General features: G+C 68.3%; 16 protein-coding genes and 5 pseudogenes. 10 read left to right on the forward strand and 11 right to left on the reverse strand.

The window, feature by feature from the left end; genetic code table 11:
• Positions 1-109: 109 nt before the first annotated feature.
• A complete protein-coding gene (locus ACFYVL_RS00255; RefSeq protein WP_389240148.1) occupies positions 110-685 on the reverse strand; it encodes a CGNR zinc finger domain-containing protein in 576 nt (191 codons plus the stop codon).
• Between the two features lie 1,018 nt (positions 686-1,703).
• Here ACFYVL_RS00255 and ACFYVL_RS00260 point away from each other — a divergent pair.
• Both ACFYVL_RS00260 and ACFYVL_RS00265 read left to right on the forward strand, forming a co-directional pair.
• Entirely contained in the window at positions 1,704-3,017 is a 1,314-nt protein-coding gene (locus ACFYVL_RS00260) for an MFS transporter (protein ID WP_389240150.1), read from the forward strand.
• A 971-nt stretch (positions 3,018-3,988) separates the two neighbouring features.
• Entirely contained in the window at positions 3,989-4,483 is a 495-nt protein-coding gene (locus ACFYVL_RS00265) for a hypothetical protein (protein ID WP_389240152.1), read from the forward strand.
• A gap of 1,906 nt (positions 4,484-6,389) precedes the next feature.
• Here the strand turns inward: ACFYVL_RS00265 and ACFYVL_RS00270 are convergent.
• Complete coding sequence (locus ACFYVL_RS00270; RefSeq protein ID WP_389240154.1) at positions 6,390-7,949, reverse strand: sensor histidine kinase; 1,560 nt, start codon at positions 7,947-7,949, stop codon at positions 6,390-6,392.
• Positions 7,946-8,629, reverse strand: a complete 684-nt coding sequence (locus ACFYVL_RS00275; RefSeq protein WP_389240156.1) for a response regulator transcription factor — start codon at positions 8,627-8,629, stop codon at positions 7,946-7,948. The genes ACFYVL_RS00270 and ACFYVL_RS00275 overlap by 4 nt, the downstream gene beginning before the upstream one ends.
• 347 nt (positions 8,630-8,976) lie before the next feature.
• Here ACFYVL_RS00275 and ACFYVL_RS00280 point away from each other — a divergent pair, with 347 nt between their 5' ends.
• The gene (locus ACFYVL_RS00280) at positions 8,977-9,570 is read left to right on the forward strand and encodes a PepSY domain-containing protein (RefSeq protein WP_389240158.1); all 594 of its coding nucleotides are present in this window, start codon (positions 8,977-8,979) and stop codon (positions 9,568-9,570) included.
• A gap of 508 nt (positions 9,571-10,078) precedes the next feature.
• On the opposite strand, the pseudogene ACFYVL_RS00285 reads toward ACFYVL_RS00280, so the two are convergent.
• Positions 10,079-10,477: pseudogene (locus tag ACFYVL_RS00285) on the reverse strand (DUF6415 family natural product biosynthesis protein); the annotation flags it as partial.
• Between ACFYVL_RS00285 and ACFYVL_RS00290 the strand changes: the two are divergent.
• Positions 10,389-10,571 (forward strand): annotated as a pseudogene (locus ACFYVL_RS00290) (ANTAR domain-containing protein); the annotation flags it as partial. The pseudogenes ACFYVL_RS00285 and ACFYVL_RS00290 sit on opposite strands and share 89 nt — an antisense overlap.
• A gap of 264 nt (positions 10,572-10,835) precedes the next feature.
• Here the strand turns inward: ACFYVL_RS00290 and ACFYVL_RS00295 are convergent.
• Complete coding sequence (locus tag ACFYVL_RS00295) at positions 10,836-11,402, reverse strand: VOC family protein (protein ID WP_389240160.1); 567 nt, start codon at positions 11,400-11,402, stop codon at positions 10,836-10,838.
• A gap of 307 nt (positions 11,403-11,709) precedes the next feature.
• On the opposite strand from ACFYVL_RS00295, the gene ACFYVL_RS00300 reads away from it, so the two are divergent.
• Positions 11,710-12,255 carry a transposase gene (locus ACFYVL_RS00300; RefSeq protein WP_389241285.1) on the forward strand — a complete coding sequence of 182 codons (546 nt, stop codon included), beginning with the start codon at positions 11,710-11,712 and terminating at the stop codon, positions 12,253-12,255.
• Here the strand turns inward: ACFYVL_RS00300 and ACFYVL_RS00305 are convergent.
• Both ACFYVL_RS00305 and ACFYVL_RS00310 read right to left on the reverse strand, forming a co-directional pair.
• The gene (locus ACFYVL_RS00305) at positions 12,252-12,635 is read right to left on the reverse strand and encodes a hypothetical protein (RefSeq protein ID WP_389240162.1); all 384 of its coding nucleotides are present in this window, start codon (positions 12,633-12,635) and stop codon (positions 12,252-12,254) included. The genes ACFYVL_RS00300 and ACFYVL_RS00305 overlap by 4 nt on opposite strands.
• A 225-nt stretch (positions 12,636-12,860) precedes the next feature.
• Positions 12,861-13,076: pseudogene (locus tag ACFYVL_RS00310) on the reverse strand (transposase); the annotation flags it as partial.
• A gap of 711 nt (positions 13,077-13,787) precedes the next feature.
• On the opposite strand from ACFYVL_RS00310, the gene ACFYVL_RS00315 reads away from it, so the two are divergent.
• The 4 genes and pseudogenes from ACFYVL_RS00315 (at position 13,788) to ACFYVL_RS00330 (ending at position 17,864) form a co-directional block, all read left to right on the forward strand.
• Positions 13,788-14,423 (forward strand): TetR/AcrR family transcriptional regulator, encoded by a 636-nt coding sequence (locus ACFYVL_RS00315; RefSeq protein ID WP_389240164.1) that lies wholly within the window; start codon positions 13,788-13,790, stop codon positions 14,421-14,423.
• A 154-nt stretch (positions 14,424-14,577) separates the two neighbouring features.
• Positions 14,578-15,060, forward strand: coding sequence for a nitroreductase family deazaflavin-dependent oxidoreductase (locus tag ACFYVL_RS00320; protein ID WP_389240166.1), 483 nt, complete (start codon positions 14,578-14,580; stop codon positions 15,058-15,060).
• 880 nt (positions 15,061-15,940) lie between these two features.
• Positions 15,941-16,951 (forward strand): aldo/keto reductase, encoded by a 1,011-nt coding sequence (locus tag ACFYVL_RS00325; RefSeq protein ID WP_389240168.1) that lies wholly within the window; start codon positions 15,941-15,943, stop codon positions 16,949-16,951.
• A gap of 135 nt (positions 16,952-17,086) precedes the next feature.
• Positions 17,087-17,864 (forward strand): annotated as a pseudogene (locus ACFYVL_RS00330) (transposase family protein).
• A gap of 579 nt (positions 17,865-18,443) precedes the next feature.
• Here the strand turns inward: ACFYVL_RS00330 and ACFYVL_RS00335 are convergent.
• Positions 18,444-19,601 (reverse strand): serine hydrolase domain-containing protein, encoded by a 1,158-nt coding sequence (locus ACFYVL_RS00335; RefSeq protein ID WP_389240170.1) that lies wholly within the window; start codon positions 19,599-19,601, stop codon positions 18,444-18,446.
• 915 nt (positions 19,602-20,516) lie between these two features.
• Positions 20,517-22,142, reverse strand: a complete 1,626-nt coding sequence (locus tag ACFYVL_RS00340; protein ID WP_389240171.1) for a thiamine pyrophosphate-binding protein — start codon at positions 22,140-22,142, stop codon at positions 20,517-20,519.
• A gap of 268 nt (positions 22,143-22,410) precedes the next feature.
• Here ACFYVL_RS00340 and ACFYVL_RS00345 point away from each other — a divergent pair.
• Positions 22,411-22,500: pseudogene (locus ACFYVL_RS00345) on the forward strand (SGNH/GDSL hydrolase family protein); the annotation flags it as partial.
• Between the two features lie 68 nt (positions 22,501-22,568).
• Here the strand turns inward: ACFYVL_RS00345 and ACFYVL_RS00350 are convergent.
• Entirely contained in the window at positions 22,569-23,036 is a 468-nt protein-coding gene (locus ACFYVL_RS00350; RefSeq protein ID WP_389240173.1) for a cupin domain-containing protein, read from the reverse strand.
• An 83-nt stretch (positions 23,037-23,119) separates the two neighbouring features.
• Positions 23,120-23,956 (reverse strand): helix-turn-helix domain-containing protein, encoded by an 837-nt coding sequence (locus ACFYVL_RS00355; protein ID WP_389240175.1) that lies wholly within the window; start codon positions 23,954-23,956, stop codon positions 23,120-23,122.
• Between the last annotated feature and the right edge of the window lie 47 nt (positions 23,957-24,003).

Here is a 24,003-nt window from a genome sequence, read left to right on the forward strand (position 1 = left end):
TGTACAGCCCGTGCACGAGGTGTGCCGTATCGCGGCCTGGGGCTCGGACGGCCTGGGCGAAACCTTCGCCTGTGGCCCGGTGGTGTTGAGCAGCCGGGAGAGTGAGTTCTCAGCTGGCCAGGCTGGGCTTGTCTCGCTTGTTGGCGAGGAATCTCGCCTTCTTCTCGCGGTTTCCGCAGGTGTTCATCTCACACCATCGGCGAGTGGCACCGCGGCTGGTGTCGAAGAACGCCGCGCGGCAGGTCGGCGAGGCGCACAGGGACATCTTCCCTTCGCGTTCACCGGAGATGATGTTGACCGCGTCGGCGGCGATCACGCTCAGTGCGTCTTCGACGGAAGCGGAGCCCAGGCACCATTCCAGGCTTCCTTCGGGAGACAGAGTCGCTGAGGCCAGGCCGCCGGTGCTGCAGTCATTGATGACCTGGACGGCCGAGGCCGGAGGAGACGTCTGCAGAGCGACGGCAGTCGCGGCTTGATGGATTGCCTCTCGCAATTCCCTGGCGCTCTCAAGTTGGGAGTCGTCGCAGGAGTCGACCACGATCCCGTAGACGGCCAGCCAGTCGACCAGGCGTTCAGGGACAGGAATGCGCTCGATCGGTTCACCGCAGCGTTCCGTCAGAGTCGCCGTGAAGCTGGTCGCCAGCACCTTGCCCAGACGGAATTCGGGAAAATCCTTGACGAACATGGAACCACCTTAGGTGGTTTCCGTACGCAGGACAAGAAGTGGCACCATTATGGGCAGTTATGCGCTACTGAAGGGTTCCTGCCTCACGCTCGGCACGATGGCTCCATGCCCCATCTGTCAGGAGCAAAGGCCCGTGGAGCGTGCCCGTCGAAACCGCTCACGCAGTTCTTTGGGAGCCCCCCGGACCGGCCTCTCTCAACTTGCGCAACGACAGCTGCGACCGGCCGGAATTCTGCCTCCTGCGGACCGGTGGTAAGTGCCGGCCGACATGCCTGTGACTCGTACGGCAGTGCTCTTTGAAGCCCGGCCGCAGCGTGCTCGCCACCGGGACGGATGGCCGCGCGCACACTGCTGCGCCGAGCGTCCGCCGTGATACCCGCGTCCTCCCGTTCTGGTGCGCAGCACCGGGGCGTCGTGGGCGAGGACGCTCCTGCCAACCGGGGCCGGCGATGCTGCCCGTGCTCCAGTTGCTTGGCCGCTCGCCATCCCCGGCGGTCCGGCGCTGGCTCAAAGCTCTTGGACGGCCGGCTCGGGCGAAGTACCAGATCGCTGCGCACTGTTGGCCTCGCCGGGGTGGCCCAGGCCTGGCACCGTGCCGCCCCGGAGCAGTGCACCCTCACCGGAGCCGCCGGGAGGTTCGTCATCAAGGGCTCTCACCACGGGTAGCCCACGCGGCCCTCGCACGGCCGTCCGGGCACGTGACGGCGGCGCCGCCAGCTTGGGCAAGAAGCCGGAACCGGCTTGGCTAGTTGCCTGGAAGAGTACAGACTGATAGAACCACCTAGGGTGGTTCCGTATTGAATCGGAGACTCAATGACGCCCTCCGAAACCGCTGCTGAGTTCCGCGCCAACACCTACAGCCGCGCGGCACATCACGACCACCAACGACCAAGGCCGCACACACCGCACAGGCTCGGAGGTAGAGGACGACGGTGAAGTTGACAGTCCTGCCGGGCGGCCTCGCGGTGTTCCCCCCTCCTGCAAGCGCCGAAGAAGGCCAACTGAGACGAGGTCTGCCATGACCGGAACTGTCCTTGTTCCAGCGCGGTCCACCGCCGTATCGAAGAAGGTCCTTTTCCCGCTGCTCCTGGTCCCCATGTTCCTGGGCGGTGTGGACTCCACCCTGTTCAACTCCATCGCCTACGACCTGCCGGTCCTGACCGACTCATGGCGCCTGTGGTTCATCGACGGATACACGGTCGCCCTCGCCTCCAGCGTGGTCCTCGGCTCACGTCTGGGCGCACGACTGGGCCCCGGCGTGACCCTGGCGACCGGCCTGTTCGTCTTCGCGATCGCGGGAGCCAGCCCCGCGCTCCTGGACTCAGCCGGGACATGGACAGCAAGCCGGTTCATCCAGGGCTTCGGCTACGCCCTGATCGTCTCCAGCGTCGCCTCGGTCATCGGCGGACTGCCCAAGACCTCGGAGCGCACCCTGGGCTACTCCCTGTGGATCACCACGTACAGCATCGGAGCCGGTATCGGACCTCTGATCGGCCGTGCGTTCGTCGACATGGGTGCCTTCACGATGCTGTTCTGGCTTCCGGCCGCCGTCGCCCTGGTGTGCGGAGTGCTCGCCACCATGATGCTGCGCGACGTCACTCTGGGGCAGGCGTCGTCGACCAAGGTCGATGTCGCGTCCTCGGCCCTCGCCTTCGTCGGCTTCGGACTGTTCGTGGCCGGCCTGCAGAGTCACGGCGCGGCGTTCGGGCGCTTGCTCGCCACGGTTGCCGGCTGCGCCGTCCTGGCGTTCTTCTGCATGCGCCAGCTCCGCTCCCAGGACCCGCTGATCGACGTACGCATGCTGAGCTTCTCCCGGCTGGGTGCCCCCTCGCTCGTGCTTGTGGTCAGCTCGGCGAGCTACACAGGCGCCGTCTTCCTCTTCAGCGCGGAAGCCGATTCGCTCCTGTCCATCCTGCCGGTATCGGTCCTGGCCCTATGGGTTTCCCTGGGAGGGTTCGCCTTCCACAAGCTGCAGGCCCGCTTCACTCCGGTACACATGCTGCAACTCAGCCTGGGAACCTGCGCTCTCGGCCTCGTCGTTGCCGCCGTTGTCGGACTGTGGCCGGCCAGCTTCCTGATCGGCCTGGGCGTAGGCGTCTCCATGGCTTCGGGCGACGCCTACCTGCTGGGGAGCGTCTCGTCCAAGGACGTGGCGCGCGCCGCGGCCCTCCAGGAGACCGCCCTCGCGGTGGGCGCGGCGCTGGGTGTGGCCGGAGTCGGTGGCATCTTCGCCGCGACCAGCTCGGTCGTCGGGACGGCCGTCACCACCGCGGTCATCGTCGCCGTCGTCGTCGGGATGCTTCGCCTCAACCGCGGCGTGTTCAAGGCATAGCGCCACCACCTCATGTGTCTTTGGGCGGCCACCGCTTGCTGGCCGCCCAAAGACACATGAACGCCGGAGACCGTGCCTGGCCGGCAACGTGAGCCTCGCTACGGCAAGGGCGGGGGCGAAGGGGGTGAACTGACAGCGTGGAGAGAGCTTCTTCGGGACCTTCAGGGCGGCGGGAGCCTCGGTACGGGCTCGGTGAACTTGTTGTGCGGGGTGAGGATCTGGGGAAGTGGGTGCAGTCCTGCCGTCCGGGCATGTGAAGGCCGGCGGGACCCTGCCCAGTAGACCGGGGCGCTGCTGGTACAGGGCGAGGAGCTCGCCTGGTGGGGCCAGAGCTGCAGATACGGGTGGGACACGCTGCAGCCTGCGCAGCAGTGGCTGTTGAAGCATTCGCTTCGGATCAGGCCGACTGAGGAGTCAGAACGGCCGGTGAAGCGGACGCAGGGCGACAAGCGGGCCACCAGCCTCGCGGCAGCGCGGGCGTTCCATGCCCGGGAGAGGCATCTTGAGGTGCTGAAGAAGCATGGGAGCACTTGGGCAGTAGCGAGCTGACAGGCTCTCAACGCGGCGCACAGGGCAATGTGGTGGTCATGCCTCGACATCGTGCGGAAGCGGGAGGGCGAACTCAGCCAGAAGGGGCGGGCGCAGTCAGTACCGGGGCGAGGCCCCACCGCCACGAAGACCTGGTCCAGGCGGCGAAAGTCATCGCCGATGCCGTCATCACCGCCTACGCGAGCGTGCGCCAGAAAGAAGACCGCCAAGAGATCGCAGCACGAACAGAAGAGGACTCCCGACGGCCTCCACCCTTATTGCGCCGGACACCCGGTCGATCCACACCGCCGCCGAACAACTCGTACAGGCCGTGCGGGTACGCCGCGACCGACAACGACTCCGTCAGCAAAGCGCGAAAAGGACAGCTCCGGGACATCGCCGTCGCCGCGCTGGTCCGCCTGGAGACCGCCACCCTCGACAACGTGACAGGGCCCGTTGCCCTGTCTGCCGCACGCTTCCCCAACACCGCTGCCACGGACTTCCTGCTGGAGGTCGGCGAGCCGGTGAGCACGGACGGCAAGAACATCCGCGCTGCGGCCCTCGCCTACGGCACACCACTGGAGGAGTACCCCGGCCAGAAACTCGGCTCGGTGGCCTACGGATACCCGCCGTTCATCAACTGGATCTGCCTCCAGGGCAGCGCCGCGGCGATCGCGCTCGTCGCCTACGTGAACATCAGCCTCTGGCACGAGGCATGCGCCATCCTCACCCCGGCCCTCAGGAAGCACCCCGGAGTACCGGAAGAGGTTATGGCGTACTTCGCCGCGTACGAGGAGCGCCCGACCGACATCCTCGACAAGGCCCTGGCTATCGTCGCCGACGAGACGAAGGCGGGCCACTCAGTGCAACAGGCCTCGGACACCGGGCGACTGATGGAGAAGCACCTCGCAGCCTTCTGGCAGCCCGCCGCCCAGTAACCACACACCCCACACCACCCGCCCGGCGGCACACCCGCCCGGCGGGCGCAGTCGCGTACGGACCACGCCCGCCGACCTGCCTCCGGGCAACGAACCATGAGCCGACCGATCAGCACGGGCAGGAGGCGCCCTGGCCGTAAGCCGATTTCTCTGAAACCAGCCCCACAGAGCGAGGCACTGTCTGCACTCCGCCCCTCTCCCCCACCCCGGTTCCGGCGCACCAACCTTGTGACCCTGGTGATTCCTCGGCACGAACCGGTCCCTGCACAGTGCGGGCATGCCATAGCGCGGACATCCGACGCCAAGCAGAGGACAGGCCACCGGTCAGGAGTGCACCGTACCTGTGAATCCGCAGGTCACCTTCTTTTCCGGCTCTTGGCGGTGCTGCGGCTGACACGGCGGGCGAGTTGGATGCGTTGGGGATGCGGCGGGCAGGCGGGGAAGAGCGCGTCGTGACGGGCACGGGTGCGGGCCCTCTCGCCGACTGCGCCCGCCCTGGCCGATTCCGACCGCCGCCCTCGCCGTAGGACGCGTGCCCGTTCAGGGCAGCGGGGCATCCATGGAGTTCGAAGTGCACGGACACGGATAGGGCCACTTGCTGTCGACCGCATCAGGGCATCCGCTTCCCGGGCCCCTCCCGCACAGGCCGTCGATGCAGCACACGCAGTCGGGACACACCTTGACCGGTGACTGCACGCGGAACACCCGCGCAGAAGCGCCCGCACTCGTACTCGTGCTCGTACTCGTGCTCGTGCTCGTGCTCGTTCCACTGATTTCAGGCATGGCTGTCCAGCTCCTCAATCCTCGACAAAGTTGGTGACGGCTCCGGCTCTCCGGCAGCACAACCGCTTCGCGCTGAGGCCGTCTTCTCGGCAATTGCGCGTTCATGACCTTCCCGCGCACGGCGTGCCCCGCGACGAGCAAACCCGTCACAGTGCGTGCACCTACCTCAACACAACTCTTCCCACCGAGAGAAAGAAATAGAACAAAAGTTGCAGATCGCGACATTCCCGAAGATCTGAAGGTGCGCATTCGGAACGGAAGGCTCGCCGGATTGGTACCCACTCCGTACTTCACCCGTATCCCTGCACACCCTCTCTTTGCGCCCCGGATGCGCTCCCCGTGTACCCACGGCCCCCAGCAGGCCACCTCCGTCCGAAAAGAGCTGCTCTACCCGAGTGAGGCACCTTCGGACACACCGGAGAAGGCAGCGCCGGAACCCCACCCGGGTTTCCCGGTACCAAGAGGCCGCCGCTCCGACTTGTCCTGAACCAGACGCTGCGAGGTTTCACCGGCCGGCCGGAACAGCTCGGTAAGCGCAGGAATGCCTGTACGACGCCCTTTTAGTCCTGCGCCAAGCTCCCGGCTACGGTCTGTAGTTGTTCACCGCCGCTGAAGAACAACCGGCCTTGCCTCGTATGCGCACCACGCACGGTCGGTGTCCCCGGCACAAAGCCGCCAGCAGCGACGCGCCCTCCCCGTGCGGGAGATAGCGCGCCGCCTGGCACCCCTGGGGGCGGCAGACCACCGGGCGAGCCGGGTGGCCGGCCTCGGTGGTGGTGCAGGGAGCCTCGATGTGCAGTGCGTCATGGGCTGTGGCGGTGAACTTGACCGAAGTGTTCGCGGCTCACGAGGGCTCCAGCTTCTGCGTGGTGCTGCGGCCGTGGGGCTCGCGGGACCAAGTCCCTCCGCGTGGTTGGCCGGTGCATGCGCACACCTTGTGTGTCCGTCGTGTTGTGTGTCCGTCGTGATGACTTCTGCGTGGCTGTCGGTCGGCGTCAGCCTCTCGCGCGGCCGGCCGTGCTCAAGTCACGGAGTGGGGATTCGCGCCCGGCGTCATCGGGCGTGTGCGGTTTCCGTCGCCGGGCGGCCGGGGGCGGGCCGTCGGTGGCGTTTGGCCGTGGCCTCAACTTTCCCGCGTTGCAGGGTGGTTCCCCTCCTGCCTGCGCGAGGTCGTGTCGGCGTGAGCGCTCCGGCTCTCGGGCAGGCGCAGCACGAGGTGGGCTCCTGCGCCGCCCTGGGCGGGAGATGTGACGGTGAGAGTGCCGTGGTGGCCGGTGGCCACGGAGCGGGCGATGGCCAGTCCGAGTCCGGCGCCGCCCTGGTCGCGGCTGCGGGCCTCGTCAAGACGGGTGAAGCGGGTGAAAACACGGGCGCGGTCCTGTTCCGGAATGCCGCTGCCGTCGTCGGCGACGGTCAGCACGGCGACGTGGCCGGCCCTCGGGGCGGGGTTGGTGGTTTCACGGCACAGAGTGACGGTGACCGAGGTGCTGGCGTGGCGTTGTGCGTTGTCGAGGAGGTTGTCCAGCAGGCGCCTGAGTTGCGTGCGGTTGCCCGTGCACTGGATGTCCGGGGTCAGTACCAGGTGCACCGGGACGCGTTCCTGTCCGCGGCGGCCGACGGTGTCGGTGACGAGGGCGTGCAGGTCGACGGACTGGTGCGCGGGGGCCTCGCCCGCGTCGAGGCGGGCGAGGAGCAGGAGGTCGGTGGCGAGGTTCTGCAGGCGCATGACGTCCTGCTGGAGGTCGGTCAGGCGCAGCAGGTCCGGGCGGGCCTGAGCCATCTCGATGTGGGCGCGCAGGGTGGCGAGTGGGTTGCGTAGTTCGTGGGAGGCGTCGGCGACGAAATCACGCTGGCGGTCCACGGAGTCCTGAAGCCGGTCCAGGGTGTGGTTCATGGTGCGGGCGAGGCGGGCGACTTCGTCGCGGGAACTGGGGACGGGCACGCGGCGGCCGAGTTCGCGGTCGGTGATCTCTGCGACTTCTGCCCGGATGGCGTCGACCGGGCGCAGTGCCCTGCCGGTGCTGTGCCAGGTGACGGCGGCTGCCAGGAGAACGAGCAGCGGGATGCCGGGGAGCATGCCGAGCAGGATCAGCTGTTGGGCGTCGTCGGAGGTGGCGAGTGAGGTTCCCGCGTAGACAGTGACGGGGGTGCTGCCGTCGTACGCGGGGACGGCGACGGTACGGAAGTGGGCGGGGGCATCGGGAGGCGGTGTGCCGTCGTTGGTGTCGAGGTGCAGGGAACGGGCCGCGTGGCCGTGGCCGGGGGCTGGGGCGAAGGAGGCGATGGGTGGCAGGCCCAGCAGGTTCTCGCTGGCAGCCCGTACGTGGCCGTCGGCGGTGACCACTTGGAGGATGCCGTCCTGCCCGTCGGGTACCGGCAGGCTTTCCAGCAGTCGGCCTCTGTCGGTCATGTCGGCGACCGCCCGAGCTCGGGTGAGTGCGGTCTCCTCTGCGGATTCGACGAGTCCGTGGTGTACCAGCACGAGGAGCCCTCCTCCGGCGGCGGCAAGTACGGCCGCGACGACCAGGGAGGCCGTGGCCGCGGTGCGAACACGTACGGAGGCGCGGGCGCAGTCGATGCGCCGACGGAGCCGGGCACGGGGCGTGGTGTTCATCGGCCGGTCCTGGAGGGTGCGGTTCCCGGCGGTCTCCGGTGCCGGCTGCGCGTGTGCGGGCAGGCTCATGGTGCGCCGTCGGTCAGGATGCGGTAGCCCAGGCCGCGCGCCGTGTGCAGGAGCTTGTGCGGGAAGGGGCGGTCGATCTTGCGGCGCAGCGCGCTGACGTGGACCTCGACCACGTTCGGGTCGCTCTCCCCGGGCAGGTCCCAGACCTCTTCCAGCAGCGCCGACTTGGAGACCACGGTCCCGGGTCTGCGTGCCAGCACGGCGAGCAGGTCGAACTCCCGCGAGGTGAGCGCGATGTCACGGCCGGCCCGGATGCATCGGCGGGCGGAGGTTTCCAGCACCAGGTCGCCGGCAATGATGCGCTGCGGCCGGCCGCGGGCGGTGCGCCGCAGCAGGGCCCGTATGCGGGACTGGAGCACGAGGTAGGAGAAGGGCTTGGTGAGGTAGTCGTCGGCGCCGGTGTCCAGGCCCTGTGCTTCGTCGTACTCGCTGTCCTTCGCGGTCAGCATGAGGATCGGTGTCCACAGGCCGGCCGCCCTGATCGCGGTGCAGACGCGGTGGCCGTCGAGGCCGGGCAGCATGAGGTCGAGGATGATCGCGTCGTACTCCCCCTCCAGCGCCAGGCGCAGCCCGGTGTCGCCCTGGTGTGCCAGGTCGACGTGCATGCCTTCGGCTTCGAAGCCGCGTTGGAGGACGGAGGCGAGCGATGTCTCGTCCTCGACTATGAGAAGCCGGTTCATTTGCCCGATATTATCGCCTTGTAGGCCTTTAGCTTACTTTCGATGCTTAAGAGGCCTTCAGGGAACTTCAGGGTGTGTTCAGGAAGGTGCGGGACGGTCCTGCTGTCAGCATCTCCACCGCACCCCTCCGAGGAACTCCCGTGAAGTTCTCCCGGCATTCCGCCGCAGCAACACCCGTTCTTGTCGCCGTTCTGACTCTCGGCGCCACCGCCTGCAACGGGGTTCAGGGGGTTGAGCAGAAACAGTCGGCGGCCCCCTCCACGCCGGAGACAACGGCACCGGCCAGCTCCTCCCCCGCCTCGGCCACCCCGGAGGCAACAGGGGCACAAGAAACCGGTGGCCCTGCCGTGGCCCAGTCGCAGGCAGCCCGCAGCGCCCAGAACTCGGTCGACGGTGGCCGGGTGACATCCGTCGAGCTCAAGTCCGACAGAAAAGCCTGGAAGGTCGACGTGATGACTGGTGAGCCCCGTGTTCACCACATCACGGTGGACGCCGCGACCGGCGCTCTCCTCGGCAGCACCGCGGACCGCATGCCCGACCACGCCCGCAAGCGCCTGAACATCCCGCTCGGGCTGCTCGACGAGGCCACCATTGACCGCGACCAAGCGGCGTCAAAGGCACTGGAGAAGGTGGGGAAGGGCTTCGTCGACGCTCTCTCCATCCAGGGGCGGCCCGACTCCCCCCGTTGGGAGGTCGGCGTACGGGACAGCCGCACACTCCACGAAATCGGCATCGACGCCAGGAGCGGGCGCGTAGTGGAATCCCGGACCCATGAGGCACCCGCCGTCGATCCCTCCTCCGCGCCACGGGAATCTGCAACGCAGAGCTCGGGGACCCCGGAGCGCACGGAACAGACCCAGGACGGCAGGGACCGGGTGCGCGAACGCTCGCACGACTACGGCCGCGACCACTACGACTGGGGTCAGCACGTCCCCCGCTGATCACCCCGCACCCTCGCAAGGTGTCCGCCATTCCTCCAGGCCAGGCGGCAGTCCCGCCGAGGCGGTGCAACTCCTCAGCGCCGCCCAGAACGTACAGGGATACTTGCGTCGTTGGCCTACCGTCTGTTCGCGGTTCGGAGCGTCTCGACCTGCGCGTCGGCCGGCTTGGGGTGGGCGTCCGGTGGCCGCACATCGTCGCAGGGCCGAAGAAGTACCCCAGGCCTCCCATGCCCGCCGCCCACGTCGCACACTCTCGGAACGCCCCCCCACCCCCTGGGCAATCTCCGCGTTCGCGACACCTTCCCCGAACAGCTCGACAGCCCCCACACGACGCGTCTCCACCAACTGCGTTCGCGACAGCGGCGGGAGAGAAGAATCGGAAGTCGACGACGAAGCCTGATACGGCACCTCGCAGACTCCCGCTCACAAGCCCACCCCGCCCGCCACGCCCACCGGAGAGAAACCCTCGCGGGCTACCCGGTCGGCCGGCCCGCACACAGCTGCGGGTGAGGTCGCGCAGATGAATGCCTGCGCCACCCTGGCCGGAGCCGGGCCCGGCTTCCAGGGTGTGGCGGGCGGCGTCGTGATCGGCCTTGTGCTGGGCCCAACGGGTGGTGCCGCAGTCCATGGTGCGCAGGCGCGGCAGGAGTTCCGCCAGGAGGAGGCCGAGGTGCCCGCTCAGCAGGTGCGCCAGCCACAGCATCTCCTGCGCTTGGGGCGGACGGGCAGCAAGGGCACGGTGCGCACACGTGAGGGTGGTGTTTATGCCGGTGGTGTCCAGGGCCAGGTACTGGGCGGAGAGGTCGTTCGCGGCGGCGATGCAATGCTGGGTCACGTCCTCTGTACCTGTTCCCGCCGGGATTCGGGCGCGCCCGGCCCGTGCGCGCCGGGTCGTCGGCCAGGCCATCGATGTGCTCGTCGCCACCGGGCGGATACCGCCCGACGAAGCATGGGGCCTGCTGCGGCAGATATCGATGCGCACGAACACCAAACTCCGCACCGTCGCCCAGCAGGCCGTCTTCGTGGGCCACACCCGCCGCATCGGCCCCGCCCTGCGCCAGGAACTGCGTACCCAGTTCACCCGCCGTACCCCGGCCCCCCCCTGCCCCGGGCACAATCCCGCGTCCCGACGCCGGGCCGGGGAGCGGCTGTCTCCCACAGCACGCGGCGGCGGGGTCCGGGAACTTCTGCAAACGTCTCTCGGTCGAGCAGGACGTGTTCGACTCGTGGAGTCCGGTTCCGCGCACCAGAGGCAGAGGCAGGGGTCAGCGCCATCGGTTGTTGCTGGTGTGGTCGCCGGCGAGCCAACGGGCGAGGTCGGCGTGTGCGGTGGTGCGCTGCGCAGCGTCGATCTTCTCCACGTCGGGGTGGTCGACGGCGAACTCCAGGATCAGACCGTTGGGGTCCGTGAGGTAAAGCGAAACGACGAACCCATGGTCGAGCACGTGGGGGTTCGCGTCCGCGTAGTCGGCCGCGGCGATGCGTTCGCGGATGGCATCCTGCGTCTCAGCCTCCACCTTGAAGGCTATGTGACGCAGAGGGGTGGAGTTGATGCCGGTCCGGAACTCCTCCTGGTCCTTCGGGTCGGCGAACTGGAAGAAGGCGAGCGCGCTGCCGTCGGCAAGGCCGTAGAGGGCGTGGCTGTAGGAACGCACGGTGCCGGCCATGACCTCCTGCTCGGTCCAGGTCGCGACCAGCGGCAGGCCGATCACGTCCTCGTAGAAACGCCGGTTCGCCTCCTGATCGTCCGTGATCCAGGCGTGGTGGTGCAGGCGGAGAGGCAGGGACTGAGCCTGCGTCCGCGACTGGGGCTTCGTCTGGGTCTGCGTCATGCCGAGACATCTCCCTCACGATTCTGGGCCATTGGTACGACGCCGCGTCTGTTCGGCGCCGACACGAACAGCATGCAATAGACACAAGTTGAACGCTAAATCAAATCGAGCCAACTTCGCGAGAGCGCCTGCCCCCTGATGCTCTGCCGCCCGCCCACGAGCGACTCCTCACATGGACCCCAACCCGGCCCCACCGGCCGTGAACAGACCACCCACTCCCGAGCCACACCGCCCGTAGGCTCGGTGTGCACCAGGCTGCAAAGGCCAAGCGCGGAAGAATGCTCCTCATCGTTGACGAGCCAGCCCCATCGGCGCACTCCCGCCGGCCGTCGCCCGCGTACAGAACTGCAACGCCGCCCGTCTGCCGGAGCACACGGTGCGACGAATCGCCGATCCGCATCACGGCGAGTCCAGAGCCGACGCCTACGACGCGTTCATCATCGCCGCCGCGACCCACTCCAGGCCTCACACCCTCCGCGCGATCGACGCCGACGACACGACAATCGCCAAGCGGAGCATGCTCGTCGGCGCCGACGACGACTTGGTCACCGAGGCGAACACCGGCAGCCTGTCATCGAGGGCCCATGTCCAGTCACTCCATAGCGGTTTGACTGCCCCAGATACCGAAAACACAGTCAGCGCCAGCGATCACCCAGCGCGGGCAGGCTGGGAACTTCGAAAGTCGCCCCGGGCCGCATCACTGTGCGGTGAGCAGCTCCTTGGTGGATTGTCCGGGGAAGGCCGACGCGCCCATGCCACGCACCCTCGGCCGGAACGGGCGTCGGCAGCTTTCGCTGCGTCCCGTCAAAACCTCAAGGGCGAAGGCGCGTACGGCCCAAGGGCCTGCGTTTAGTCCTCCTCGCGCGGCTCGGTGCGGTGGTCGAAGTACGCCCATGCGAAGATCCCGAGCAATGCGACCACACCCACAGCCGTCCACTGCAGTCCCGAGGGCGCGTTCCTGGTCAGGAACGCGGTGAGTCCGGCAGCCAGCGCGCCCCCGAGCATCACCATGCGGCTGACGAACCGCTGCCCGGGGTCGATGCCCTGACGTTCGGAGAAGAGACCTTGCACCGCGCCCTTCGCGGGGCTCCTGACACCCTTGCGTCTCTTGGACCGGTACTCCAGTGCGTACCCGATGAGCAGGTAGAGCACGAGGATCGCGGCGACCCACGCCCAATCGGACGGGTCATCCGCATCACCCCGCGCCAGTGCAACTTCCAGACCCAGGTCCATCGAAGCCCCCTCCTCTTCCTCGTGCACAGCCGGATGCCCCGTCCCCGTGGGCGCATGCAGGAAGCCGCCCGGGTCATGAACAACCCCCGCGCTCGGAAACCCGAACGAGCCGAAGAGCCGGGGAGTTTGGCGCATCTGATGCAAGTGGGGCGGGCGGCAGCTCAACCTGCCTGACTGCCATGACAGGTCGCCTGTGCCCCGTAGTGCGGCGCGAACAGGGCGAGCTCACGCGGTCAACGCATCACCACTGTTCAGGAGGCCCGCGTAAACCTCTGCCGGAGTGCGGTAGCCGTGGGTCTTACGTGGACGGTGGTTGAGCTCGTGGGCCATGGCGTCCGTGTCGGCCTGGCTGAACGGGCGGAGGTCAGTTCCCTTGGGGAGGCACAGCCGTAGCAGTCGGTTGGTGTTCTCGTTGGTGCCGCGCTGCCACGGGCTCCGTGGCTTGTAGAGGCAGATCGGCATCCGGGTCTCGGCGGTGATGGCCTGGTGCTTTTGCCGTCACCCGGCCGGGGACCCAAGTGAGTGTTCGACGCAGTTGGGGCGGGATGACGAGGAGGCTCCTGGTGAGGTGCGGTGTGACCTGCTCGGCCTTGATGCCGTCCGGCAGCGCGACGATGGTCGTGCAGCGGGTGGTGTGTTCGACCAGCGTGGCGCCTGCCGAAGGCCGGGGGCCCACCACGAGTCGGGCAGCGGGGGCGCATTGCTGCGGCCCCGCCCCCTCAGAAACGTGCGAGCAAGCTTTCAGCGCACACAGCTCAAGCAAGCCCCGGGGCTCGCGGGCAGGAGAAGGTGCAGGATTTGTCAGCCCGGCGGCTCCAATCCGTCGTCGACGAAGGGTGTGAGAAGACGGAGCCGTTGATCGTCCGTTGAGCCACCGTCGGGGACCACACGCCCGCCGCCGCAGCCCGCCGCCACAGCGCACGCCTCCTCCTGCACAGCGTGCGCCTCAAGCGCCGGAGGCCGGGACCGGGACGGTGAAGCTGTAGCAGCCGAGCAGGTTCAGGTTGCGGTGCTTGAGCGGGGACAGCCGGACGAAGTACTCCTCCCGGATCTCGTGGCCCAAGGGACTGCGCGGGAGCCCTGAGAAGCGGGCGCACGGGTGCACTGCACCCTCGTTGCCAACCGATTGAACGGATGTTTAACATATTGAACATGCGTTCAGCCTCCGAGGACCGGACCACCCGCGCAGTCCTGCGCGATGAATCACTCCGTCTCTTCTCCGAGAAGGGCCCGGACAGCGTCTCCGTGCGGCAGATCGCCGCAGCCGCCGGGGTCTCCCCCGGCCTGGTGCTGCACCACTTCGGTTCGAAGGACGGGCTCCGCGAAGAGGTCGACCGATACGTCCTCGACGCGTTCGACCAGATACTGGGGTCGATCACCGCCGACGGCGCGCCGGACCTCGCCGATCCCGCGGCGCACGGGTCGCTGGCCGCAGCAACACTCAAGCACCTGCCGGCAGACTCCCCCATCCCCTCCTACCTCTCCCGGCTCCTGCTCTCCGGCAGCAGCTCCGGGCGGCAGCTCTTCGCCCGGCTCTACGACCTGAGCCGGGCGGCCCTCGACGCGATGACCCGGGCCGGGCTCGCCGCACCGGGCCGGGACCCGGCGGTGCGCGCGGCGATCCTGATGACCAACGACCTGGCCGTACTGCTCTTGCGCGACCATCTGGCCGCCGTCCTGGACACCGACCCGCTGTCCACCGAGGGCATGGCCCGCTGGGGACCCGAGGTGCTCGCGATCTACTCCGGCGGACTGACCGCCTCACCCAGCGCGGACGGTGCGCCATGACCCCACCGGCAAACGCCGCACCGGGCGCGACGGCCGTACTCGAACCGCAGGACGGAACTGTGCTCGAACTGCGGGACATGCACCAGGCCTGCGGACCTCCTCGCGGCTACGGTGCCCCGCCACCGTCCTCACCCGCATCTGAAGGACACCCGCCATGGAAATCACCAAACGCCCCGCCCCGCCCACCGGCATCCGCCGCCTGCTGTTGCGGGCACCCATCCACCTCTACCGACTGCACCTGGGCTGGCTCTTCGGCGGCCGACTGCTCCTGCTGAACCACACCGGCCGCGCCTCGGGCAAACACCGCCGCGTCGTCATCGAAGTCGTCGAACACGACCGGACCGACGGCAGCTACGTGGTCTGCTCCGGCTTCGGCCCCAAAGCAGCCTGGTACCGGAACCTCCTTGCCACACCCCGGGCCAGCATCCAGGTCGGCCTGCGCACCATCCCCGTCACCGCACACCCACTCGGCACGGACGAAGGCGGCGACTTCATGGCCCGCTACGCACCCCGCCACCCGAAAGCCGCACGCAAACTCGTCCGCTTCATGGGCTTCTCCGTCGACGGCACACCGGACGACTACCACGCGGTCGGACGCCAGCTGCCCTTCGTACGCCTCAGCCCACAGCAGCAGTGAAGGACCCACCAGTCCCGACAGCCACTCGGCACTGGCCCTGGCGCCAGTGCCCTCCGCGCCGTTCGGATCAGCGGGAGTTGCCCGCGCACCCCCGTCCTCCGTGGGTGCGGCTCCAGTTGGTCCTCACGCATCTTGAGGCCTCGATCCGAAGCCGCCCACCGTCCCCGCCCGCTCAACAGCCGTAACGAACTCGCTTACGTCCTTCACCGGCTCGACCACCGCCAGCAGGCAGCCGATCTGTGCCGCAATGTGCTGGCCGACCGCGACCTACCCTCGGTCTCGACCATCCCGACAGCCGCAACAATCTTGCCGATGCCCTCAGCGACCTCGGCCACCACGAGGAAGCGCTCGATCTCTGCCAAAGCGTGTGGGTCCCCAGGAACGCACCCTGGGCCCGGCCACCCCCGCACCCTCGCCTTCCGGTGGCAACCTCGCCGTGGCCGAGGCACAGTTGCGACAGAGACGCCGCAGGTCGCGCCGACCCCGATAGAGGATCCGCGCCTGTCTGAAAACTCCACGAGAAGAATGCCAAGGCGGCAGGGCATCCCGCCCGAAGCAACCTCTCCCACCGCCTCAGCGACTTCAGTGGTCACCACGCCCCCCCCCCGAAACGGTCCCTGATTTTGACCGGGAGCGCCGGCGTGAGACGTGACTGGTGGACTTGGTGGAGTGTGCCCGCAGCTCCGCTTCTGCCTCCCCTCAGACGCACAACCCCCTGCGGATTCCGATCAGCGTAGTGCCGATACTCGCTACCACGGGATGCCCTGGCACTACAGCCGAAACGGTCGAAACCTGACAGGGCATACATGCCCCACGCCTCCGAAGCCCGGACCGAGAGGTATTTGTGTTGGAGCGCACTCCAAGTCCTAGGTTCCGAAGCATGCGATACATCAAACTCGGGAAGTCCGGACTGGAAGTCTCCGCCATAGCTCTCGGCTGTATGAGCTTCGGCGAGCCGGAGCGGGGCGGCGAGCCCTGGTCGCTGGGCGCGGACGCCAGCCGGGACATCATCAAGCAGGCCCTTGAGAGCGGTATCAACTTCCTCGATACGGCCAACGGGTACAGCGCCGGAAGCAGCGAGGAGATCGTCGGCCGGGCGGTCAAGGACTTCACCCGGCGCGAGGAGGTTGTTCTCTCCACCAAGGTCTGGATGCGGATGCGCCCCGGTCCGAACGGTGCCGGGCTGTCCCGCAAGGCGATCTTCGCCGAGCTCGACGCCTCTCTGAAGCGGCTGGGGACCGACTACATCGACCTGTACCAGATCCACCGCTGGGACTACGACACTCCGATCGAGGAAACCCTCGAGGCGCTGCACGACGCGGTCAAGTCCGGGAAGGTCCGCTACATCGGAGCCTCTTCCATGTACGCCTGGCAGTTCACCAAGGCCCTGTACCTGGCCGACCTGAACGGCTGGACCCGGTTCGTGTCGATGCAGGACCACTACAACCTCATCCACCGGGAGGCAGAGCGGGAGATGCTCCCGCTCTGCACCGACCAGGGCATCGGCGTAATCCCGTGGAGCCCGCTGGCCCGGGGCAGGCTGACGCGGGCCCGGGACACTGCCACGGCGCGCGCCGAGACCGACGAGGGCGGCAAGATCCTCTACCGCGACGGGGACCAGGCGGTGGCCGAGCGTGTCCAGGAGATCGCGGGCAAGCGGGGTCTGTCGCCGGCCCAGGTCGCCCTGGCCTGGGTGATGCGCCATCCGGCGGTGACCTCGCCCATCGTCGGAGTCACCAAGCCGTCCCAGCTGGCCGACGCGGTCGCCGCGGTAGACGTCGACCTCGACGACGGCGAGGCCGCCTACCTGGAGGAGCCCTACCAGCCGCACGAGGCCGCCTACTTGAAGGAGTCCTTCTACAAGCAGCGGCCTGTGGCGGGCTCCCGGTAGTCCGCGCTGCGGCCGGGCCCTTCTACGAGTCCTTGGCCTCGGCCTTCACCACCCCGCGGCCAACCCGGGCAACGCTTGCGGGCGCCCGCACACCACTGCATGATCCTCGCGCTGCCCTCAAGCGCGGAGAGCAGGGTGCCGCGCCCTCTCTCAGCCAGACCGCTGCGACCGGAACGGGGCTACGTCCCGCACGAACTCGCCGAGCATGTCGCCCGGCTGCCGCACGAGAACCGCCAAGCCCGCAACACACGGCGGCGCAAGCCTAGTTACTTCCAGCAGGCCCTGCTCGCCCTCGTCCATCTGCGGAAGAACGAGACGTTCCCGCAGCCTGGAGCGGGTTTCGGGACATCCCAGGCCACCGCCCGGCGATACGCCGACGAGACCTTGGACGTCTTGGCCTGCAGGGCACCCGGCCTCCGCGAAGCCATCACCGGCCTCGGTGAGGGCGACCACATCATCGTTGACGGCACCCTGATCCCCATCGACCGGATCCGCGCGGACGAACCGTACTACTCGACGAAACACCGCAAACACGGCACGAACCCGCAGGTCATCACCCGCCCCACCACCGTGGTTCTCCCGCGCGACACCGGGCCGCACCCACGACCTGACCGCGGCCCGGACCCACGGCATCGTCCAAGCCTGCCCGACCCGGCAGATCCCCGTTCTCGCCGACCGCGCCCACCAGGGCACCGGCGCCACCTTCCGCACCCCCGACAACCACCAACGCGAACAGCCCGAGCACCACCAGCAGTTCAACCGCGACCACGCCCCGCTTCGAGCACCCGGCGAACGCGCCTTCACCCAACTGAAGCCCTGACGGGCCTTCCGCCGCGCCCGATGCTCCACCCGCCGCATCGGCACCCTCGTCCAAGCGGTCCACACCCTGCCGACCAGCAACTATTCAGGATGAAAGCGGTTCAGTGAGCGCAGCGGTGATTCCGGAGTCACGAGAATGCGCGACTCACCACATGACGGGGGATGAAGGAAAAGAGAAAACCAGAAAACCCACGAGGATTAGCGCAACAAGAGCGATACCGGCGATGCCCAACAGTCCCAGCATTCCTATTCTCAGTACCTCACGGGCATGTAGCGTACTGTGCATCGCAGCGCTGCCCAAACTGCCCCTGCCACCGTGCGCATAGCCGTCGTTCACATCATTCTCCTACCGTTGCTCTCTTCTTCTTTCACGCTGTCGCCAGCCGTGAAACCGCACAGTTCTCCGGCCTGAGCAGTCAATTGCACGAGCAGAGCCTTGCAGACAAGGGCGTAGCGACTGCTCAGTTCTACTGGCTGACGACACCGACGGCCTCCCCCGATCAGGGGAGAATGTTGCTCTAGCTGGCCGCCACTAGGCTGCGGCCTGCGGCGCGACGGCTCCTGAGTCTCGAAGTCCGCAGCGAACTGAGCTTCTCTCAAGCGCAGTTGGTCTCAGAGACAGCACGGGGGAGAATCCGAAGCGAGCGATATGGCGACGCCGTGTGCCCGCAGTTCACTGACCGCAGAACTCGGCGTCGACGACCCGCTGCTCGTGCACGTTCCAGTCGCCATTGAAGTGGAGCGCCAGCGCGTAGGTGCCGTCCGCGGTGGTCAGGGCCTGTGAGATGGAGCCCTGGATACCACCGCTGTGCCCCCACACCTCGGTACCGCAGGCCAGCTTGAGTTTCATCAGGCCAAGACCGTAGGAGGCACCCGGCGCCTGCGGGATTTCCACGGTAGTGGTCATCTCCCGCATCTGACGTTCCTTGAGAAGCCTTCCCGAGAACAAAGCCCGGTAGAAATGGTTGAGGTCAGGTGCGGTGGAGACGATTTCACCGGCTGCTCCGGCCAGGGACGGATTGATCTCGGTGACGTCATAGGTCCGGCTTCCCGGTGTGGTCGGCCCGGCGAGTTCGCCCGTGAGTTTCGAGTAGGCGCGTCCACTGGGCCCCGGTATGCGGGCCCTGGTGCCCGGCAGCATGGTGGCTTCCAGGCGCAGGGGGCGCAGGATCCGCTGCTCGATCTCACGGGCGTAGGAGTGGCCGGTGGCCTCCTTGATCACCATTCCGGCGAGGACGTAGTTGGTGTCGGAGTATGCCCACTGGTTGCTGCCGGGAGCGAATGTCGGCGGGTGAGTCATGGCCAGGCGCACGATCTGCTCCTGTGTCCAGGTGTCGTAGCGGTGCTTCAGGAATGCGGTGCCGAACTCCGTTCGTTTGAAGTAGGCATCCTCGGTGTAGCTGTAGATGCCGCTGGTGTGGTTGAGGAGTTGACGGACCTTGATGTTCCGGCCGTCGTGGCCGCTTCCTTGGACCAGGCCCGGCAGCCATTTGTCCACGGTGTCGTTCAGGCTCAGTTTCCCCTCGGCCTCCAGTTGGAGGATCACGGTGGCCACGAACGTCTTGGTGATCGAGCCTGCCCGGAAGCGGTCATCGGCCCGTGGGGCCCGGCCGGTGGAAAGGTCGGCCCTGCCCGCGCGGCCTGCCCAGGTGCCGTGTTGCTGCGCAACAACCGCGATGCCGCCGGGCGGCCCGTCCTTGACGACCCCCTCAAGGGCCGCCTGGGTGGCACGGTGGCCGTCGTGTGCCGCCGGCGCTGCCACGGTGGGGTGCGCGGAGGCGGCGGTCGTGAGGCCGGCTGCCATCACCACCGTCGCCAGCGCCCCGAGCATGCCGAGCCGCGCGCCACGTGCCCCCGGACGCCTGCGCCGGAGGGGTAACTGGGCGGCAGGATCTGTCGGTATCACCGTATGCCGAGCGGACGTGTCCCGGTCCAAGGGATGCAGGTCGTACGAGGCACGCACATGATTCGGCACCGAAGGGATCCTTCGCAGTAGGCGGGTAGCGACTGGCTGGTGCATCCCAGTATTCGCAAGCAAGATCCGCTCCCGGGAGCCTGCTGTCCACCGGCTTTGAGGTGGGGCTTTCCCCCCAAGGTCCCGGTGCTCGACAAGAACGGCACGGAATGGAGGGGGAGGTGGGCCGCCGGGAGAGCACGATGTGACCGTGCACGGGAACGGTTGAGTTTGAAGACGAGTTCCGGCTCTGGTCCTCACGGGTGCACTGCTACTACCAGCGGTCTCTCACCGACCGCCCTGTCGCCGGCCGAAGAGTGTTACTCGATATGCGGGCACGTCGTCTCGTATGCGACAACGACCGTTGCGCCCGCGGGACGTTCGCCGAGCAGGTTCCGGGGCTCACCCACCGGTTCGGCCGGCGGACGGAACGGTTGCGATCGCCCCTCGTCTCGGTCGGCCTCGCGCTGGCAGGTCGGGCTGGGGCCCGTTCGGCGGACCCCTCCGATCAGAAGCGCCGGTCAGCCGACCCTGCTGAGACTGGGCATTTCGCTCTCGGAGTCGCCCGTCGCCGCGCCCCGCGTGGGCGGCGCGGATGAGTACGCGGGGCGCAAAGACCGTCTCTACGGAACCGTACTCGTCGACGTCGGCACGCGTCGCCCCATCGACCTCCCGCCGGGCCGGGAGGCAGACGCTTGCGCGGCCTGGCTCGCCGAGCGGCCCGGCATCGAGATCATTTGCCGCGATCGTGCACCTGGGATGCGATCCCTGCCGGTGGTGTACGGCAGTGGGTCAGCTCCCGGGCGGGAGGGTGACGTCAATGAGCCGCGGGCCGGTGGACGGTGCGCGCAGAACGTCGCGAAGTTCGTCGAGGGTTTCCGCGCGATGGGAGGCGACGCCCATCGAGGTGGCCAGGGCGCTGAAGTCGAGCGCGGGCTTCCGCAGGTCGAGTCCGACGAACGCGGTGGATTCCGGTTTGCGGTGCCGCCAGTTGGCCTTGAGGACGTTGTACTCCTGATTGTTGGCGACGACGTAGGTGATGGGCAGGTGAAGCCGGGCCGCAGTCCACAGGGCCTGGGGGGAGTACATGGCGGCCCCGTCGCCCAAGGTGCACAGGACGTGGCCCCGGTTGCGCGCCAGGCTGGCTCCGACGGCGGCCGGCATGGCCCAGCCGAGGCCTCCGGCCACCCACTGGTACTGGTTGGGCGCGAGCTGCAGGGCAGCACGGAGGTGGCGGGCCGCTTGGGGTGCTTCGTCCACGACGACGGTGTCCGGGCCGAGCCAGTCGTCCAGTACGTCCGCCAGGGTGGTGCAGTCGAGGGCGCTCCGACCGTCGCTTCCTCCGGCCTCTCCGCGTGGCGCGGCATTTTCGGCTGCTGTCGAATCGGGTGTCCTGGAGGCGCCCAGGGCGGTGATCAGTGCGGTGAGGGTGGGCTTGAGGTCTCCGTGCAGCGCCAGGTCCAGGGGCGCACTCTGGCCCAGCGCGGTCGCATCCGCGGTGATCTGGATGCTGGTGATGCCCTCGGACAGCACGGGGCCCGCTTCGTAGGGGTAGTAGCGGTCGAAGACGTGCGTTCCGATGATGAGGACGGTGCGGTAGGAGGCCAGGGCGTCACGGATGCCGGTGACGTGGGTGGGGAGGAATCCCCGCCAGCGCCCGTGGCCGGTCGGGAACGGGTTGGTGGCAGGCCAGCCGGGCCCCCAGACGTCAGCTCCGAGGGTTTCGGCGAGCGCAACGCCCTCGCCGGGGGCGGTGCGGGCGAGTTCGTCCCCGTAGACGAGGGCGACGCTCCCCGCCCTGTCGCGGTTCAGCAGGTTCACCAACTGCTCGACGGGCGCGGGGGAGGGCGGGCTTGTGGGGATACGCGGAGGAGCCGGAGTTCCCCGCTCGTCCAGCAGGTTCATCGGCAGGGCGAGGAAGACCGGCCCGGTCGGTGGCGTCAGCGCGATGTGGAACGCCTGCCGCAGCGCCTCGCCGACGTCGTCCCGAGTGGTCGCCTGGTGGGACCACTTGACCGTGGGGCGGGCGAGGCCTGTCAGGTCCCCGGCCAGGACGGGGTTGTGGAACAGATGCCGCAGGTCCTGCTGCCCGGCGGTGACCACCAGCGGAACACGGGCGGCCGCGGCGTTGGTCAGCGCGCCGATCGCATGACCCAGACCCGCGGCGGCATGCAGGTTGACCACGGCCGGGCGCCCTGAGATCCGGGCGAATCCGTCGGCCATGCCGACTGCTGACGCCTCCTGCAGTGCCAGAACGTACGTGAGGTCCGGCTGGTTTTCGAGGGCTTGGAGCAGAGGGAGTTCGGTCGTTCCCGGGTTGCCGAAAATGTACTGGACGCCCTCGTCGCGCAGGACGTCCAGGACGGTGTCGGCACCACGGGAACGTTCAGGGAAGGGGCGGGCTGCGGTGTCGTGCATGGGGGTGCTCCCGGCGTCGAGCGATGACGGCGCGCACAGGAGAGCCCGTGAGCACCTTGAGGTGCAGGTTCCCTCCTTGAGGCCACAGATGAGCAGAGTCACCCGCATGGGCTACCTGCCCCATGGCGTTCTCGCGAGGGCGAACCCACTGGGAGCGGGTGGCTTCTGCACCGCCTCCACCCGGATCTCGGCATGCGCGATCACCGCGGGTGCTCCAACTCCAGCTAGTCGACGCTGAGTTGCACGCGGGTGAGGCTGTCGCCGAGGCCTTCTCGAACGACGCCGCCCTCCCGGTGACGTAGGGCTCGCCTGCTTCGGCGTCATCGGCGACTTCGCCCACAACCTCTCACGGCGCCTGCTCGGTCGGCAGGCGCGGTCGGCAGGCGCGGTCGGCGCACCGTCCCGGTAGGCGCGCGACCCGGGCCGTCACGGTGTTCGCGGGCCGGATGTGTTGGCGTGCTCGGTCGGGCGGGCTTCGGTCCGGGGACGGTGGTCGGTGCCGAGGCCAGCGGTGATGGTCAGGATGGACGCCGGGCCCGCCATGTCGACCGCGTGCCATGTTCCGGCCGGGTTGACGGTGGCCTCGCCCGGCCCGAGCACAACCCGGTCGGGCATTCCGTCCGGATCGCGGGTGACCGTCACCGACCCGCTGAGGCAGACCACCAGTTCGTCGCCGGCGGGGTGGCGCTCCCAATGGTCGCCGGGGCCGTCGCCGTCGAAGATCGTCACCATCCGGCCCTCGGCGCCGTCCGCCGCGACCGCGGCGCTGTAGGCGTGGAGCACTTCCGGGTCCCAGGCGAAGCCCTCGACGGGTTTCGCTCTCGACCCCAATCCGAGGTGCACGGGCGTGGTCCGCAGGTCGATGGCGTCGGGTGCGTGATTGAGGAGTCTCATGCCGACGATCGTCACAGGACGGCACTGGGGTGGTCTTGAAGGAAAGGGAACGGAAGCCGACGTGGTGGTCGGCCGGTCGGCGACTACCCGGGCCCGAGCAGGACTTCGCCGCGACGCCATGTTGTCGGCGATCGGCCCGTGAACTCGTTCCATTCCCGGACGAGATGGGCCTGGTCGGCGTAGCCGGAGACGGTCGCCACATCGGCCCACGGAAGCGGGTCGTGCGTGGTGGCAAGTTCGTGCGCGTGCTCGAAGCGCAGGACCCGGGCGAAGGTCTTCGGCGACAGGCCCACCTCCCCGCGAAACCGCTCGGTGAGGTACCGGCGGCTCCAGCCCAGTTCTGCGGCGACGTCCCTAACGATGACGCGGCCCCGCGCGGCCAAGAGGCGGCGCCAGGCCTCGGCCACCTCGGGGCGCACCCGGGACACGGGGTCGCCGCCGGCGCCGCGGCCGACGGCTCGCAGGAGCAACTCGTCCAGCGCGGCGAAACGCGCGGCCCATGTCGTGGCCGCGCGGAGCCGGTCGACCAGCTCGGCGCCGAGCGCTCCGAGCAGCTCGTCGAGTGGGACCAGTCGGTGGGCGAGCTCGGCGGCGGGCATGCCGTAGACGGCCCGTGCCCCGAGCGGTGTCAGCGACACCTGCACGCCTTCCTGGCGTCCGTCGTGGTGGATCGCGACGGACCGGCGCATCAGACCGCTGGCCACGCTGCCGAATCGGGTGACCGGTGACCCGTCGTCGACGCCCGCCGCCACCTTCAAGGGGCCAGACAGACTGATCACCGCGGTGAGTACGCGGCCGGGCGGACCGCAGTGCACCCCCGCCGGGAACCCACGAAGATCGAAGCCGACATACGAGCCGACGTACCGCCTTAGAGCGGGCGCCGGACGTGCACAGATCCTGGTGGCCGAGTGGTCTTCCACCCTCGCAGTGTACGAACCGGCGGTCTACTGGTGGGCTCGCGCATTCA

Source organism: Streptomyces sp. NPDC004111, from assembly GCF_042874215.1.
In the GTDB taxonomy this organism is placed as follows: Bacteria; Actinomycetota; Actinomycetes; order Streptomycetales; family Streptomycetaceae; genus Streptomyces.